Origin of the sequence: Rhizobium sp. CB3060, assembly GCF_025200735.1 — a bacterium.
Lineage (GTDB): Bacteria > Pseudomonadota > Alphaproteobacteria > Rhizobiales > Rhizobiaceae > Rhizobium.
The window spans coordinates 94,491-109,524 of the sequence record NZ_CP104161.1; the positions used below are offsets into that span (position 1 = coordinate 94,491).

The 15,034-nt window shown below is 59.1% G+C and carries 13 protein-coding genes and 1 pseudogene; 7 read left to right on the plus strand and 7 right to left on the minus strand.

Annotated elements, in window-relative coordinates; all coding sequences use genetic code 11:
* Positions 1–5 precede the first annotated feature (5 nt).
* The gene (locus N2601_RS32620) at positions 6–1,511 is read left to right on the plus strand and encodes an aldehyde dehydrogenase (RefSeq protein ID WP_260306077.1); all 1,506 of its coding nucleotides are present in this window, start codon (positions 6–8) and stop codon (positions 1,509–1,511) included.
* A 94-nt stretch (positions 1,512–1,605) separates the two neighbouring features.
* Positions 1,606–2,913, plus strand: a complete 1,308-nt coding sequence (gene gabT / locus N2601_RS32625; protein WP_260306078.1) for a 4-aminobutyrate--2-oxoglutarate transaminase — start codon at positions 1,606–1,608, stop codon at positions 2,911–2,913.
* A gap of 59 nt (positions 2,914–2,972) precedes the next feature.
* Here the strand turns inward: gabT and N2601_RS32630 are convergent, their stop codons facing one another.
* The gene (locus N2601_RS32630; protein ID WP_260306079.1) at positions 2,973–3,869 is read right to left on the minus strand and encodes a LysR family transcriptional regulator; all 897 of its coding nucleotides are present in this window, start codon (positions 3,867–3,869) and stop codon (positions 2,973–2,975) included.
* Between the two features lie 149 nt (positions 3,870–4,018).
* On the opposite strand from N2601_RS32630, the gene N2601_RS32635 reads away from it, so the two are divergent.
* The 5 genes from N2601_RS32635 to N2601_RS32655 are packed head-to-tail and all read left to right on the plus strand — an operon-like array spanning position 4,019 to position 9,010.
* Positions 4,019–5,212: an acyl-CoA dehydrogenase gene (locus N2601_RS32635; protein ID WP_260306110.1), complete on the plus strand. Its 1,194-nt coding sequence runs from the start codon at positions 4,019–4,021 to the stop codon at positions 5,210–5,212.
* Positions 5,212–6,390, plus strand: coding sequence for a CaiB/BaiF CoA transferase family protein (locus tag N2601_RS32640; protein ID WP_260306080.1), 1,179 nt, complete (start codon positions 5,212–5,214; stop codon positions 6,388–6,390). The genes N2601_RS32635 and N2601_RS32640 overlap by 1 nt, the downstream gene beginning before the upstream one ends.
* A complete protein-coding gene (locus tag N2601_RS32645) occupies positions 6,387–7,262 on the plus strand; it encodes a 3-hydroxybutyryl-CoA dehydrogenase (RefSeq protein ID WP_260306081.1) in 876 nt (291 codons plus the stop codon). The genes N2601_RS32640 and N2601_RS32645 overlap by 4 nt, the downstream gene beginning before the upstream one ends.
* A 15-nt stretch (positions 7,263–7,277) precedes the next feature.
* On the plus strand, positions 7,278–8,072 hold the full coding sequence (locus N2601_RS32650) for an electron transfer flavoprotein subunit beta/FixA family protein (protein WP_260306082.1): 795 nt from the start codon (positions 7,278–7,280) through the stop codon (positions 8,070–8,072).
* Positions 7,958–9,010 (plus strand): electron transfer flavoprotein subunit alpha/FixB family protein, encoded by a 1,053-nt coding sequence (locus N2601_RS32655; protein ID WP_445945078.1) that lies wholly within the window; start codon positions 7,958–7,960, stop codon positions 9,008–9,010. Before N2601_RS32650 ends, N2601_RS32655 begins: the two co-directional genes overlap by 115 nt.
* 425 nt (positions 9,011–9,435) lie before the next feature.
* Here N2601_RS32655 and N2601_RS32660 read toward each other — a convergent pair whose 3' ends face one another.
* The 6 genes and pseudogenes from N2601_RS32660 to N2601_RS32680 all read right to left on the minus strand — a co-directional run bounded on the left by N2601_RS32660 (position 9,436) and on the right by N2601_RS32680 (position 14,998).
* Positions 9,436–10,458: an AraC family transcriptional regulator gene (locus N2601_RS32660; protein ID WP_260306083.1), complete on the minus strand. Its 1,023-nt coding sequence runs from the start codon at positions 10,456–10,458 to the stop codon at positions 9,436–9,438.
* Between the two features lie 138 nt (positions 10,459–10,596).
* Positions 10,597–10,785, minus strand: a pseudogene (locus N2601_RS34360) (aldo/keto reductase); the annotation flags it as partial.
* A gap of 163 nt (positions 10,786–10,948) precedes the next feature.
* Positions 10,949–11,323 carry a COG4315 family predicted lipoprotein gene (locus tag N2601_RS32665; protein ID WP_260305873.1) on the minus strand — a complete coding sequence of 125 codons (375 nt, stop codon included), beginning with the start codon at positions 11,321–11,323 and terminating at the stop codon, positions 10,949–10,951.
* Between the two features lie 26 nt (positions 11,324–11,349).
* Positions 11,350–11,979 carry a YbhB/YbcL family Raf kinase inhibitor-like protein gene (locus tag N2601_RS32670; RefSeq protein WP_260305874.1) on the minus strand — a complete coding sequence of 210 codons (630 nt, stop codon included), beginning with the start codon at positions 11,977–11,979 and terminating at the stop codon, positions 11,350–11,352.
* Between the two features lie 54 nt (positions 11,980–12,033).
* Positions 12,034–12,345 (minus strand): putative quinol monooxygenase, encoded by a 312-nt coding sequence (locus tag N2601_RS32675; RefSeq protein WP_260305875.1) that lies wholly within the window; start codon positions 12,343–12,345, stop codon positions 12,034–12,036.
* A gap of 568 nt (positions 12,346–12,913) precedes the next feature.
* Complete coding sequence (locus N2601_RS32680) at positions 12,914–14,998, minus strand: EAL domain-containing protein (RefSeq protein ID WP_260306084.1); 2,085 nt, start codon at positions 14,996–14,998, stop codon at positions 12,914–12,916.
* Between the last annotated feature and the right edge of the window lie 36 nt (positions 14,999–15,034).

The following is a 15,034-nucleotide window of genomic DNA, read 5'->3' on the forward strand; positions in this document are numbered from 1 at the left end:
ACATCATGGACGCATCGACCTACACTCACGATTTCTGGCGTGGCAAAGCCTCGTCGCTGAACTTTCGCACCCAGCATTTCATCGACGGCGCCTATGTCGCCTCGGCCGACGGCCGCACCTTTCCGAGCATCAACCCGGCGACCGGCCAAACCATTATCGACGTCGCCCGCGGCGCGGAAGCCGAAATCAATCGCGCCGTCGCCGTCGCACGCAAGTCGTTCAAGTCGGGTTCCTGGTCACGCATGGACCCGCGCGCCCGCATGGCCGTGCTGGAGAAGTTCTCTAGCCTCATCGAAGCCAATGCCGAGGAATTCGCTGTCCTGGACAGCCTCGACATGGGCAAGCCCGTCATGGACATGATGAACATCGACATCCCCGGCTCGGTCACCAGCCTGAAGTTTTTCGCCGAGACCGTCGACAAGATCGAGGGCGCCGTCACCAACACTGCTGCCAACGCCCTTCACTATATTCTGCGCCAGCCGCTTGGCGTCGTCGGCATCATCGTGCCGTGGAACTATCCATTGATGATGGCCGCCTGGAAGCTCGGTCCGGCCCTGGCCACTGGCAACTCCGTGGTCTTGAAGCCTGCCGAGCAGTCGCCGCTTTCGGCCAATCTTCTCGCCGAACTCTTCATTGAGGCGGGCGGCCCTTCAGGTGTTCTCAACGTCGTCCACGGCCTCGGCGAAGAAGCGGGCAAGGCGCTGGCGCTGCATAACGACGTCGACAAGATCGCTTTCACCGGCTCGACGGAAGTCGGCAAGCTCCTGATGATCTATGCCGGCCAGTCCAACATGAAGCGGGTGACGACCGAATGCGGCGGCAAGACCCCGCAGATCATTCTCGGTGATTACGACGATCTCGACACGGCCGTCACCTACGCCGTCAACGGCATCTACGGAAACCAGGGCGAGGTCTGCAACGCCGGATCGCGGATCCTGGTCGATAAACGTATTCACGATGATTTCGTCGAGCGCTTCGCAGCCCGGACCCGGGAGAATTTTGTGCTTGGCGATCCGCTCGACCCGTCGACCACCATCGGCCCGCTCGTCACCGCCTCGCATCAGAAGCGTGTGCTGAATTATATCGATATCGGCCGCAAGGAAGGCGCCGCGCTCAAGTTCGGTGGCGGCACATTCAGCTCGGCCCCGGCCGGCGCCTATGTCGAACCGACACTATTCACCGGCGTCAACAACACGATGCAAATCGCCCGTGAAGAAATCTTCGGCCCCGTGGCTGCCGTCATCCCGGTCAACGGCGTGGAGGATGCGATCGAGATCGCCAATGACTCGATCTACGGCCTCGCCGCCTCGATCTGGACCCGCGATATCTCGAAAGCCCATATCTTCGCCCGCGATATCGAAGCCGGCGTCGTCTGGGTCAACTGCTTCGATCACGGCGACATGACCGCGATCTGGGGCGGCTACAAGCAGACCGGCAACGGCCGCGACAAGTGCCTGGAAGCGCTTACGCAATACAGCCAGACCAAGTCGGTATGGGTGCACCTCGGCTGACGACTGCCATATCGCCTGGGCAGCGCGCTCTGCCCAGGCGGATTCAAATTGCCGGACCCGGCCCGATCCCGATCAACGACACTGGACTTCAACCATGACCGCTTCAGCAGACCTGTACTCCCGTCAGAAGGCCGCCGTCGCCGCCGGCGTCGGAACGCGTGCCATATTCGCAAAAAATGCTCAAAACGCCGAGCTCTGGGATGTGGACGGCAAACGTTTCATCGATTTTGCCGCCGGGATTGCCGTCAACAATACGGGCCATCGCCATCCGGCCGTCATGCGCGCCGTCGCCGATCAAGCCCAACAATTCACCCATACCTGCTTTCACGTTGCCCCTTATGAGGGATATGTCAGGCTTGCCGAGCGACTGAACAGGATCGCGCCGACAGGCCATGACAACCGCACGATGTTGGTAACCACGGGCGCCGAAGCGGTGGAAAACGCGGTCAAGATCGCCCGCGCCTATACGAAACGGCCCGGTGTTATCGCATTTTCCGGCGCTTTCCATGGCCGTACCATGCTTGGTATGGCGCTGACCGGCAAGGTCATGCCCTATAAGAGGAATTTTGGCCCCTTCCCTGCCGAAATCTATCACGCGCCGTTCCCGACCCCCTTCCTCGGCGTCTCCACGGAGGAGGCGATCGCCAGCCTTGAGCGCCTGTTCGCAGCCGATATCGACCCCGAGCGGATTGCGGCCTTTATCGTCGAGCCTGTTCAGGGCGAGGGCGGCTTCAATATTTCTCCGAATGAATTCCTTGTCCGCTTGCGCGAGATCGCAGACAGGCACGGTATCGTGCTGATCGCCGATGAAGTGCAGGCCGGCATGGCGAGAACGGGCAAGATGTTCGGGTTCGAACACTCCGGCGTCAAACCCGATCTCGTGACCATGGCAAAAGGCCTCGCCGGCGGCTTCCCGCTGTCGGCCGTTACCGGCAAGAGCGAGATCATGAACGCTGCGCACGCGGGAGGACTGGGCGGCACCTATGCGGGAAATCCGCTGAGTGTCGCGGCCGCCAACGCAGTCCTCGACGTCATCGGTGACGAGCAGCTTTGTGAACGCGCGACCGAAATCGGTCGTCGCATCACCGACCGCTTGACGTCTCTTGCATCGCGACAGGGAATGGAACGGATTGGCGACGTGCGTGGTCTTGGCGCCATGGTCGCCTTTGAGCTCGTCGAGGATCGCCAAACGAAAACAGCAGCGCCTGCAATCACCAACCGTATCGTCGCGGAAGCCGAAGCACGCGGGCTCATCCTGCTCTCATGCGGAACTCGCCTGAACGTGATCCGTCTGCTGCCGCCCCTGACGATCGAATGGGATATCCTTTCGGAAGGCTTGGACATCCTGGAGGCGTCGGTCGAGGCAGCATTCTCCGCGTCGTTGAGCCCGGTGGCAGCATAGGGCTCGGGACCTGGATGTCGGCAAATAGCCGGCATCCTTTCCCGTCTCGCTCCGGAGATTCAGGAAATTCCCGATAGGGTCTCGGTCGCCAACCAGACGCGGAAGGCTTCAAGCGGCGGGTAGTTGGCCCGTGATTGCGGCCAGACCAGCCAGTAGGATCCAGAGCCCGGCACCGATCTTTTCAGGACCGGCGCCAGCCGCCCTTCGCTTATCTCGGTATCTGCGAGATAGTCCGGAAGAAGAGCCACGCCGAGCCCGGAGATCGCCGCCTGCGTCATCGTCGCGAACTGGTCGAAAAGCATCCCCGTCACGCTTGCCGGTTCCGCTCCCTGAGCGGCAAACCAGATCCTCCAAGCGGTCGGCCTGGTTTCCAGTTGCAGAAGCGGCAGCCTGGCCATGTCCGCGGCGTCGGCAATTGGATGTTCAGCCAGGAGCGCCGGCGATATGCAGGCCGTCAGGCGCTCCTCGAATAATTTCATATGGTCGGCATCCCGCCAGTCGTCTGCTCCAAAATGAATGGCTGCGTCAAAACCCTCGGCGGCAAAGTTGAAGCGCTTGAGCCGCGTCGCGAGGTTGATCGTGATCCCTGGATGTTTGACCAGGAATGCGCCCAACCGCGGCGCCAGCCATCGTGTGCCGAAAGCCGGCAGGATCGCCAGTGACAAGGTGCCGCCGCCTGGGTTGGCGGCGAATTCCATACTGCCCCGCTGGATGAGATCGAGCGCGCGGCTCACGTCCCGCCCATAGGCGTGGGCAGCCTCCGTCGCAATGAGCTTCTGCCTGTGTCGCTCGAAGAGCGGCCGGCCAAGCTGCTGCTCCAGATTCTGCACGAGGCGGCTCACGGTACTCTGCGTCAAATCAAGTTCACGCGCCGCCGCAGCAGTCGAACCGGTGCGCAACACGGCTTCGAATGCGGACAGGAGGCTCATGGAGGGAAGGAACCGGCGCGGGCGCATCAAACCTATGCATTTTATGAATTAGATAACGTCTAAATAGGGTTATTTCTCGCAAATCACAATCGGTAAATACATGAACAAGCAGCTTCGATATCCGAGGTCGCATTTTCATTTGAGGGAAATCCGTGCCGACAAATTCCGCCAGAACCATGTCTTCCGCACATACGAGCGCGTTCGCATGGGACGATCCCTTCCTCTTGGAGGAGCAGCTCTCTGAAGAGGAACGCATGATCCGCGATGCCGCCAAGGCCTTTGCAGAGGCCGAATTGCTGCCGCATGTGGGAGATGCCTATCTTGAGGAGAAGACCGATCCGGGTCTCTTCCGGCTGATGGGCAGGGCGGGGCTTCTCGGCGTAACGTTGCCGGAAAAATATGGGGCGGCCGGTGCCAACTATGTTGCCTATGGGCTGGTAGCGCGCGAGGTCGAACGCGTCGATTCGGGCTACCGTTCGATGATGAGCGTCCAGTCGTCGCTGGTGATCTATCCGATCTATGCCTATGGCTCGGAAGAACAGCGCGACAAGTATCTGCCGGGCCTCGTATCCGGGGAATTGATCGGCTGCTTCGGTCTGACCGAGCCGGATGCCGGCTCCGATCCCGGCGGCATGAAGACCCGCGCCGAGAAAATCGGCGGCGGGTATCGCCTGCGCGGCTCTAAGATGTGGATATCCAATGCGCCGATCGCCGATGTCTTCGTCGTCTGGGCGAAGTCGGAGGCCGATGACGGCCAGATCCGCGGTTTCATTCTCGAAAAGGGCATGAAAGGCCTGTCGGCGCCGAAGATCGGCGGCAAGCTGTCGCTGCGTGCCTCGATTACCGGCGAGATCGTGATGGACGGCGTCGAGGTCGGCGAGGATGCCCTGCTGCCGAACGTTTCGGGCCTCAAAGGGCCGTTCGGCTGCCTGAACCGCGCCCGTTATGGCATTTCCTGGGGCGTGCTCGGTGCTGCCGAGGATTGCTGGTTGCGTTCGCGGCAATATGGACTGGACCGCGTTCAATTTGGCAAACCGCTGGCTGGCACTCAACTCTTCCAAAGGAAGCTGGCGGACATGCAGACGGAGATTGCACTGGGGCTGCAGGCTTCACTCCGCGTAGGGCGACTGATGGACGAGCACAAGTTCGCGCCGGAGATGATCTCGATCGTCAAGCGCAATAACTGCGGCAAGGCGCTCGATATCGCCAGGCAAGCCCGTGACATGCACGGCGGCAACGGCATCCAGATCGAATACCATGTCATGCGCCATGCCCAGAACCTTGAAACGGTCAACACCTACGAGGGCACGCATGATGTTCATGCACTGATCCTCGGCCGCGCCCAGACCGGCATTCAGGCGTTCTTCTGATGGGCGGTCCGAACAGTGCGCCGCTTGCCGGCCTGAAAGTCGTCGAACTTGCCCGCATCCTGGCGGGCCCCTGGATCGGCCAGACGCTCGCCGATCTCGGCGCCGAGGTCATCAAGGTGGAAAGCCCGCAGGGCGACGATACCCGCAGTTGGGGCCCGCCCTTCATCGAACGCCCGGACGGTAAGGGCAGCGCCGAGAAGGTGGCGGCGTATTTTCATGCAGCAAATCGGGGCAAGTCGTCGGTCACTTGCGATTTCGGAGATCCCGAAGATCTTGACCGCGTCAAAGCCTTGATCGCAGAAGCGGACGTTGTGGTTGAAAACTTCAAAGTCGGAGGACTGCAAAAATTCGGTCTCGATTATGAAAGCATCGGCGCGATCAATCCGCGGATTGTCTACGCTTCGGTGACCGGTTTCGGTCAGACAGGCCCGCGCGCGCATCAGCCAGGATACGATTTCCTCATACAGGGTATGTGCGGAATTATGGATTTGACTGGCGAGCCAGACCGCGAGCCGCAGAAAGTCGGCGTCGCCTGGATCGACATCTTTACCGGACTTTACGGCGTCATCGGCATTCAGGCAGCGCTTGCCGAGCGGGACCGCTCCGGTGTTGGCCAGCAGGTCGATCTGGCGCTCTTCGACGTCGGGGTTTCCGTCCTTGCCAACCAGGTTATGAATTATCTCGCAAGCGGCAACGTGCCTCGCCGTATGGGGAACGCTCATCCGAATATCGTACCCTATCAGGTATTCCCGGCCCTCGACGGGCACCTCATTATCGCTTGCGGCAACGATCGGCAGTTCGCGTCCCTTTGCGACCTGCTGGATCTCGCCGCGCTTGCCGGAGATCCGGCCTATGCCACCAACCCCGCCCGGGTGGAAAACCGAGAGCAGATCTGCGCGATGATTGCGCAAAAGACGAGCCTTCGACGGAAAGCAGACCTGATCGCCGCCCTCGAAGGAGCGGGCATTCCGGGAGGGCCGATCAATAGCGTCGCCGAGGCGATCGACGAACCGCAGATCAAGGCGCGCGGGCTTAAGATCGCTCCGGAAGGCTTGCCCGGCCTGAGAACGCCGATCGGCCTCTCGCGCAGCCCTCTCACGCTCGGCAGGGCCTCGCCGCTTTTAGGTGCCGGACGCTGGAGCTTTTCTTCCGAAAAGTCGGAGGTAGACACGAAATGACGATCGAAACCATTGGAGTGATCGGCGCCGGGCAGATGGGCAGCGGCATTGCCCATGTACTTGCGATTGCGGGATACGAGATCTCGCTGATGGACGTCGATGCAGATCGGCTCGCCGCTGCGGTCGCCAAAATCGGCAAGGACATGGACCGGCAAGTGATGCGAGCCGTCATTACGGAAGAAGGAAGGGCTCTGGCGCTCGCCCGTATCCGGACGACGATGAAGCTGCCTGAACTGGGCGAAAGCGATCTCGTCATCGAGGCGGCGACGGAGAAGGAAGCGGTCAAACAGAAGATCTTCGACGATCTGGCGGAGCATCTGCGTCCCGAAACAATACTCACGACCAATACGTCATCGCTTTCGATCACACGGCTGGCCGGGGGCACGAGCCGGCCCGAACAGTTCATGGGCTTGCATTTCATGAATCCGGTTCCCGTCATGCAGCTCATCGAGCTGATCCGCGGAATTGCAACCAGCAAGGAGACCTTCGAGGCGGTTCGCGGCGTCGTCGACAGGCTCGGCAAGACAGCAGTCGTTTCCGAAGATTATCCTGGATTTATCGTCAACCGCATCCTGATCCCGATGATCAACGAGGCGATCTATGCTCTCTATGAGGGCGTGGGCTCGGTCATTGATATCGACAGAAGCATGAAGCTTGGAGCGAACCATCCGATGGGGCCGCTGGAGCTAGCCGATTTTATCGGCCTCGACACCTGCTTGGCTATCATGAACGTGCTCCATGACGGCCTTGCGGACACCAAGTACCGTCCATGTCCACTGCTGGTGAAATATGTCGAAGCGGGCTGGTTGGGACGCAAGGTCACCAGAGGCTTTTATGATTATCGCGGTGATACGCCGGTTCCGAGCCGCTGAATAGGAGTGCTGCATATGAAGATCCTCGTGCCCGTCAAGCGCGTCGCCGACTACAACGTGAAGATCCGGGTTCGTCCGGATGGCACGGGTGTCGAGCTTGCGAATGTGAAGATGTCGATGAACCCATTCGACGAGATCTCGGTCGAGGAAGCGCTGCGGCTGAAGGAAGCCGGCAAGGCCGAGGAAGTGGTGGTGGTGTCAATCGGCCCCGCCAAGGCCGAGGAGACGCTGCGCACGGCGCTGGCCATGGGCGCCGACCGGGCGATCCTGGTCGAGACCGAGGATCAGGTCGAGCCGCTCACTGTGGCCAAAATCCTGAAAGCGGTGGCCGATGCCGAGCAGCCCGGCCTTGTCATCGTCGGCAAACAGGCGATCGACGACGATTCGAACCAGACCGGCCAGATGCTGGCGGCCCTGCTCGGTTCGGCTCAGGCAACCTTCGCCTCGAAGATCGAGATCGAAACCTCAGGTTCTGGCGGCAAGGCTCAGGTGACCCGCGAAGTCGATGGCGGCCTGCAGACGATCGAGATCAAGCTGCCGGCGGTGATCACCTCGGATCTGCGTTTGAACGAACCGCGTTATGCCTCGCTGCCGAACATCATGAAGGCGAAGAAGAAGCCGCTCGACAAGAAGTCGCCGGCCGATTTCGGCGTCGACACGACACCGCGGCTGAAGGTGCTGAAGACCGAGGAGCCATCCGGCCGCAAGGCCGGCGTCAAGGTCAAGTCGGTCGCCGAACTTGTCGACAGACTGAAGAACGAAGCCGGCGTGACAATTCGAGCCTTTCCGACCAGACCGCCAAGGCGCTGACCGCGGCAAGCCAGATCGGCCCCGACGTGCACATCCTCGTTGCCGGCAAGGGCGCCAGGGCTGCGGCCGATGCGGCGGCCAAACTCTCCGGCGTTTCGAAGGTGCTGCTCGCCGAAAGCGACGCACTCGCCAACAATCTCGCCGAACCGCTGGCCGACCTGATCGTCTCGCTTTCTGCCGGTTACGACACGATCATCTCGGCCGCCACTTCGGTCGGCAAGAACGTGCTGCCGCGCGTCGCAGCCCTGCTCGACGTCGCCCAGGTCTCGGAAATCATCGAAGTGATCTCCGCCGATACCTTCAAGCGGCCGATCTATGCCGGCAATGCCATTCAGACGGTGCAGGCAAGTGATGCCAGGAAGGTCATCACCGTGCGCACCGCCTCCTTCGCCTCCCAAGGCGAGGTGGGACCGGCAGCCACCGTTATAAGCGTCCCGGTGGCGGCCGATCCCGGCCTTTCTTTCTTCGTTAGGGATGCGCTGTCGGCTTCCGACCGTCCGGAACTGACCTCTGCCAAGATCATTCTCTCCGGCGGCCGGGCGCTGGGCTCGACGGAGAAGTTCAAGGAGGTCATCCTTCCCGTCGCCGACAAGCTCGGTGCTGCCGTCGGCGCCAGCCGTGCGGCCGTCGATGCCGGTTATGCGCCGAACGACTGGCAGGTCGGCCAGACCGGCAAGGTGGTCGCGCCCGATCTCTATATCGCCGCCGGCATCTCCGGCGCCATCCAGCATCTGGCCGGCATGAAGGATTCGAAGGTGATCGTCGCTATCAACAAGGACGAGGAGGCGCCGATCTTTCAGGTTGCCGACTATGGTCTGGTCGCCGATCTGTTCGAAGCTCTGCCGGAATTGCAAGAGGCGATCAGAGATCGTGATAACGATACAAAGTTGTTCCTGAATTTGGGGGGGTATGTGAGGTCGCATCAGTTGTCGCGATGAACTCAGGCGACCTCATATAAGCCGGATTGAGCGAAGCCGCCTGCTATTTGGGACTGTTATGGGAATAGTAGATCGCCGGGCAGGCCGCTTCGTGCCAGCGTCAGGTGCCGGGCACTTGTGAGTTGGACCGAGTGGCAGATGAACCTGCCGACCTAGGTAAAGTTATCGCCGGTGCGAATTAAGCTAAGCCGACCGAGCATTTCGCCTGCTGCTGAACGTCTCCCTGGTCATGCGTCCGTCTTTCGCTCATCTTCACCTCGACTGTCCGGAGATGTTTTTCCACGAAAGACCGATCCACACCCGACTCACACAAAACGCCGTTTGGTCTTTGAGCGCTGGTGCAGCGCCGGTGCCAAGCAGCGGCAGAGTGTCATCCCCCCAGGACAGGCTACCGCTGCGTTGCTTGATAAGCATAGCCTGCTAAGCTAGCGTTTTCGAGTTTGTGACGGTAGCTCACCAAATCGTCTTCTATAGGTTATTGCAAACCGCCCCAAATGGTGAAAGCTCCATTTCCGCGCAATGTCTGCAACCCCCGTTTCTGGGTCTCCTTCGAGGAGTTCTTGGTGAGCCCCTGCCAGCCTTATCTCCCGGAGATATAATAGGGGAGTCGTATTTCTGAATTGGCGAAATCCTTCCTGTAAGCTGCGAATGCTGACCATTGCCGCGAGGGCAATATCGGTGAGCGAAATCTCTTCATGAAGATGTTCATGCATGAACTCGATAGCTCGCTTTACATGACGAGGCAGGGGCGCAGGACCGGGATTTGCTAGGTCGTCCGAATAGCTGTTTGGGCAGGTTTCCAACAATATAGATATCGCAGCATAGCAAAGAGAGTGTATTGCTAGCGGCGATGACTGAGCCAGTCCGTTTGTCTGGAAGTAACTATTAAGGTCTCCGACAATCTTGGCCAAAAGAAAACCTGGGCCGTCGGCAATGTCGACATGAGGATGAAATTTGAAATCTTTTTTAACGGGCCTCTCAAGTAAATTTTCTAATAAATCAACAATTTTTGCCCGGTCGATGAACAGGCCGAGGTGATGCCTGATGCCGGTGATGCGAGCGATTCCCGACGTTGCCGGCCCCTCCAATATCGTCGCTTGCCCGGGGGCAGAGACTATCTGTTTTTGACCAAGCTCAAAGGACGCTGCTCCTTCTGTCGGCAAAAAAACTAATAGCTTTTCACTGGGTACCTCGCGTTCAGCAACGATAGTGCCTTCGTATATACAGTCCGCAAGCGTGATGCCCCCGGCCGAAACAAATCGACCACGAAAAGCAAGGGGTTCCCCCTCTTGGGTTCGGATCTTGATCGGCGAGGCTGAGGATGACATCATTTCTGACAACTCATCAGGGTTCGCCCCCCGGTAGGCGGTCTCCGAGAAGAGCGGAGAGCCTGTCGCAAGCGGCCAACTACTCTCTTTTATTGGCTTTACCAGCTTATTGCCGGACATGTCCCACCTCGATATCACCCTTCCGTGGCTCGCAAATCGTTGGTTGTTCAAAGCCATGCTGCGTTTAGGAGATCGTGGTCCGCAAGCCCGCTATGCTATGCTGATGAGTTCCCGACATTGCCGTGGCGTCAAAGCGCGTCAACCTGCGGCCGCCACATCATCGATCATCGACTTCGGATTGCCTGTTCCAGGTATCACGCTGGTAATCGCCGGATGTGCGAGCACGAATCTCAGGGCCAGTTGCGCCCAAGAGCTGGCTCCTACCTCTTGTGTCCAGGTCAGCAGTGGCGTCGAACACAGGCGGCGAAGCAGATTACCGCCGCCGAATAGCTGCCGAGCATGACTCGAAACTGCGGTAGGTTCCCAGGCCAATGACGAGCAATGCTTCCAGAGTAGAAGGAATAGTGCGGGTCAACATCGAACGTTCTCTAAGTCCACAGGCTCACACGGTGCGGAAGCCTGTGGCTCCCGCACCGAAAGATTGGGATGGTCAGGGCTTCGCGACGTCCCAAACACCACCGACGCCGTCTCCGGTGACGTCGCCTTGCTTGGCGTCCTTGATCCAGTAGTAGAGCGGCTTGCCGTCCTTTGCCCATTGCTTCGTGCCGTCTTTGCGGGTCACGATCGAGTAGGCGCCATTGGCCTTGGCGTTGTCGGCGGCAATAGCCGGGGGCCAGTTTTGGGCGCATTCATCGTAGCAATTCGAGGTGCCCGCTTCGTCCTTCTTGAAGGTATAGAGCGACCGACCCTTTTCGCCGGAAAGTACCTCCCCCTTCTCCGTCTTTACCGTCTTGAAGGGAGTGGCGGCAAAGACAACACCGGTCATCGAGGCCAGCAGGATTGGTACGAGAATAAGTTTCTTCATGATGATCTCCAGGTTTTGATGATTGATTAGCGGCCGTAGGCGGCTGTAAAGGACGCCTTGCCCAGCAGTTTGTCGCCGAGGCCCTTGTTCAGGACGAAGCCATGCAGGGCTGCCGTGCCGGTTTTTGGAACGCCCGCTGCCGCGTCGATGTCATCGACCGCGAGTGCAAAAAGCGTAAATTCGTACGGGTGCGGCTTGTCGCCAGCCGGCGGGCACGGGCCGCCATAATTGCCGTTGCCGCCGGTTGCACCCGTGTCCTGGTAGTCGTTGACGCCGCCATAGGCGCCCGCCGGCAGATTTGCCGGGGCATTGCCGGCACCCTGGGCCAGCTGCGTGACGTTGGCCGGGATATTATAGACCGTCCAATGCCAGAAACCGCTGCCGGTCGGGGCATCCGGGTCATACACTTGCAAGACAAACGACTTGGTGCCCGCAGGCGCGTTTTTCCATTGCAGGGCCGGTGAGATATTTCCGCCCTTGCAGCCAAAGCCATTGAGGACGAATTTGTCGTCGATCGTACCGCCAGACGCAATGTCAGGGCTCGAAAGCTCGAACTTGTCTGACGAACCGGCAACGGCCGGCACTGACGCAAGGCCAGTCGCGCTAACGAGGAGCGCGGCAAGCAGTGAGAAGCGGGTAGATGCTTTCAGGGTCATGTGATTGCTTTCTAAATATTGGCCGAGGCCTTTGCCTGTCCTCGACGCAATGTGTCAGTTTGCCGTCGTTTCGTTCTTCAGGCCCAACACCTGGATCAGCTCGATGGCGGGCGCCATCGCGAATAGGTCCGGTGCCTTTGCCATCAGAGTTTGCGCGATCGGGCCGGACAGGTGGTCCTGCCGCGCCTTCTCGTCATGGAACGCGTCAAATATGGCGAACGTCGAATTCGACAGTCGCAACGCGAACCAGATCGGGGTCGAGCTTTCGTCCCTCGCCATTTCGAGCGCGGCTTTCAGGAAGTTCTCGACTTCCGCCTCTTTGCCGGGCTTGGCTTCGAGACGGGCAAACAGGGCGTACTGGATCATTGAATTGATCTCCTTCACAGAGCGTCGAACATCCGACGAAGACCAGAGTAGGTGCGGAGTTTCCTAAACGGTATTGCCGCAAATGACATTTTCGGTATCATAAGCGCCATGAAGATTTCCGTACTCGCCGTCAATCGCGTGTTCGATATTGAGCTAACGGCTGTGTTTGGACACGCTGGCAACCGCTAATGAACTGGCCTCGTTACAAAATATGTCATCACCCCGATTTGAGTTTCACATCGTCGGGGTCCGAAAGTCAGTCAGCACGTCGCGCGTGCCGGCGTGGCCGGTGTCAAACGTCGGCAGCCCGACTGGGTCGTTGTGCCTGCTTTGGGAAGTAAAATGCCTGAACCCCTGCTGCCGACACTGTAATCGCGCGAGGCGCAGGACGCGGCAAAGCAATTGCGCCACTGGCACGGCGGCTGCGCGCAACGCGGCTGCTTGCATGGGGGCTTCTGCTCGCCGAATCCGGACGACTGGACGGTCGCGAGGCCACTACCGCACGGCCGCGCATGCCCGTTAAGACTTCCTTTGCTAACAGAACCGTGATCAAGTCACGCCGTCGATCCTATTCCCGCTCAGTGACGATCTCGTCGGGAAACTGATAAAACTCATCCGGACGGTGGCCCTTGGTCGCACGAACTCCATCGAGATGAGGCGCGAGAAGGCGGTCAGGCGCGACATCGACGAGGGTCTCGAGGATTGCGCTCTTATTCCGTAGCTCCCGTTGCACCGCTTTCAGCTCGGAAATATCAGTACCAGTGCCGACGAAACCCATCCGGCCTCCATGCAGGAGCCGACTGCCGGTGAACAGGTAAGGTCTACCTTCTCCGTGCTTGTCGAGAAACGTCGCTTCGATCTGCGTATGCCCTTCCGTGAATACCTGTTGCATCGCTTGTGCGATCTGTTCTTTTCCCTCGTCGTCAAAAAAATCCAACGGACTTCGGTTCATTAGTTCCTCGCCAGTGTAACCAGTGGATTTCTCATGATTTTGGTTCCAGCGCCTCAGGCGCATTTGGTCGTCGTAGTAGAAGAAGATGCCCGGCAGGCTGTTAATCACGGCGTCGGCGTAGTCTCGCTCGTGGCGCAACCGCTGCTCCAGCCCCTTGCGCTCCGATATATCCATCGCAACGCCAACGAAACCATCCGCCCCCTTGTACTCGAAGCGCACGCCGGTAAAGACATACGGAAGATGCGTGCCATCCTTGAGCAAATATTTCGCTTCAATCATGCCGGAGCGATTTTCGAAAACGCTTCTGATCGCATCTTCTACAATCGGCCTCTCTTCCTCGACGAAGAAATCTAGCAGGTCGAAGCCGTGAAGTTCGGCGGTTTTGTAGCCGGTAACACGCTCAAGATTCCTGTTCCAGCGCTGGAGCTTCAAATCCGGCCCATAGTGATAAAAGGTCCCCGGAAGGCTGTCCAAGATTGCGTTGGCATAGTCGCGTTCTTCGCGAAGCTCCTGGGACAGCCGGTTTTCCTCGGTAGTATCGACGGCAACAATGGAGAACCCAATCACATCGCCTGCGAAGTCTTTCACCCTCGTGTTGAAGATCAGCATATTCCTGCCGCCGAAAACGTATCGCTGAATTCGAGGTTCGTCAGACGAAGCCGATTCACGCAAGATGCGTTCGGCTGTCTCGAGGTTTCCTCCCTCCAATACTTCGCGGAGGGTTTTACCTTCCAACTCCGCTCCAGTCAGGCCGTGCATGCTAGCGAAACGATCATTTGCGCGGACGTGACGAAGGTCCATATCCACAAAGCACAAGCCAACGGGGGCCTGATCGTAAAGCGTGGCGAGTTGATGGAACTGCTGAAAGGGTGAGGTATCGAGCGGCCGGCCGCACTCACCCGAGACACCCCGGTGCTTAAGCTTGCCCAATGCCTCGTCGGACCGTTCCCCCTTACCGTAGAGCCAGCCTTGGCCGAGATCGCATCCAAGGTTGCGCAGGATGGCTTCTTGGGCAGCCGTTTCGATCCCCTCCGCAACGGTCGTAATACCGAGGCTTTTGCCAAGCCCGATGACCGCTGCTGCTATCCGGCGCTTGCTCGGCTCCACATTGAGGCCATCTACAAACCGCCTGTCGATTTTGATCTTGTGGAAGGGAAAGGATTCCAGGCGGGCAAGACTGGAATAGCCCGTCCCGAAATCGTCAATGGCGATCTTCACGCCGAGGACGTTCAGAGCGTGCAGGATGGCATAGGCTCGATTGTCGTCGGAGATCAGCGAGCCCTCCGTTACTTCCAACTCCACCCGGTTTAGTGGAAAGCCAGTGCTGGCGACAAGTTTGGCAAGCCGGTGGGGAAATTCCTCGCACGTAAGCTGAACTGGAGAGATATTGAAAGCCAGAGAGAATTTGCCTGGCCACATCACCGCCTGGCCACAAGCACGGCCGATCAATGCTTCAAAAAGCATATCGATCAACCCATGTTGTTCCAACCGCGGTATGAACGTCATAGGGCCGATTTCACCGTTGCATGGATCGCTCCAACGAGCGAGAACTTCAAAGCTGGCAACAGCACCGGTACGGATATCCACGATCGGCTGAAAGGCGGGCCATACCTGCCCTTTTTCGATGCCTAGTTTCAGCAGCTTACGCAGGGCGGCCTTGCCGGCGTTTTCGACCGTGACGAATTCGAGTTTGTTGAGCATGACGCTTGCTTCTCGCTGTGTTTTCGTTGTTTAGAT

Bases quoted from the DNA above. Each gene is read 5' to 3' on its own strand.
- N2601_RS32670 (WP_260305874.1), bottom strand. From the start codon at position 11,979: ATGACCCTGAAAGCATCTACCCGCTTCTCACTGCTTGCCGCGCTCCTC.
- N2601_RS32650 (WP_260306082.1), top strand. From the start codon at position 7,278: ATGAAGATCCTCGTGCCCGTCAAGCGCGTCGCCGACTACAACGTGAAG.
- N2601_RS32680 (WP_260306084.1), bottom strand. From the start codon at position 14,998: ATGCTCAACAAACTCGAATTCGTCACGGTCGAAAACGCCGGCAAGGCC.
- N2601_RS32660 (WP_260306083.1), bottom strand. From the start codon at position 10,458: ATGTCCGGCAATAAGCTGGTAAAGCCAATAAAAGAGAGTAGTTGGCCG.
- N2601_RS32675 (WP_260305875.1), bottom strand. From the start codon at position 12,345: ATGATCCAGTACGCCCTGTTTGCCCGTCTCGAAGCCAAGCCCGGCAAA.
- N2601_RS32665 (WP_260305873.1), bottom strand. From the start codon at position 11,323: ATGAAGAAACTTATTCTCGTACCAATCCTGCTGGCCTCGATGACCGGT.
- N2601_RS32645 (WP_260306081.1), top strand. From the start codon at position 6,387: ATGACGATCGAAACCATTGGAGTGATCGGCGCCGGGCAGATGGGCAGC.
- N2601_RS32630 (WP_260306079.1), bottom strand. From the start codon at position 3,869: ATGCGCCCGCGCCGGTTCCTTCCCTCCATGAGCCTCCTGTCCGCATTC.
- N2601_RS32635 (WP_260306110.1), top strand. From the start codon at position 4,019: ATGTCTTCCGCACATACGAGCGCGTTCGCATGGGACGATCCCTTCCTC.
- gabT (WP_260306078.1), top strand. From the start codon at position 1,606: ATGACCGCTTCAGCAGACCTGTACTCCCGTCAGAAGGCCGCCGTCGCC.
- N2601_RS32640 (WP_260306080.1), top strand. From the start codon at position 5,212: ATGGGCGGTCCGAACAGTGCGCCGCTTGCCGGCCTGAAAGTCGTCGAA.
- N2601_RS32620 (WP_260306077.1), top strand. From the start codon at position 6: ATGGACGCATCGACCTACACTCACGATTTCTGGCGTGGCAAAGCCTCG.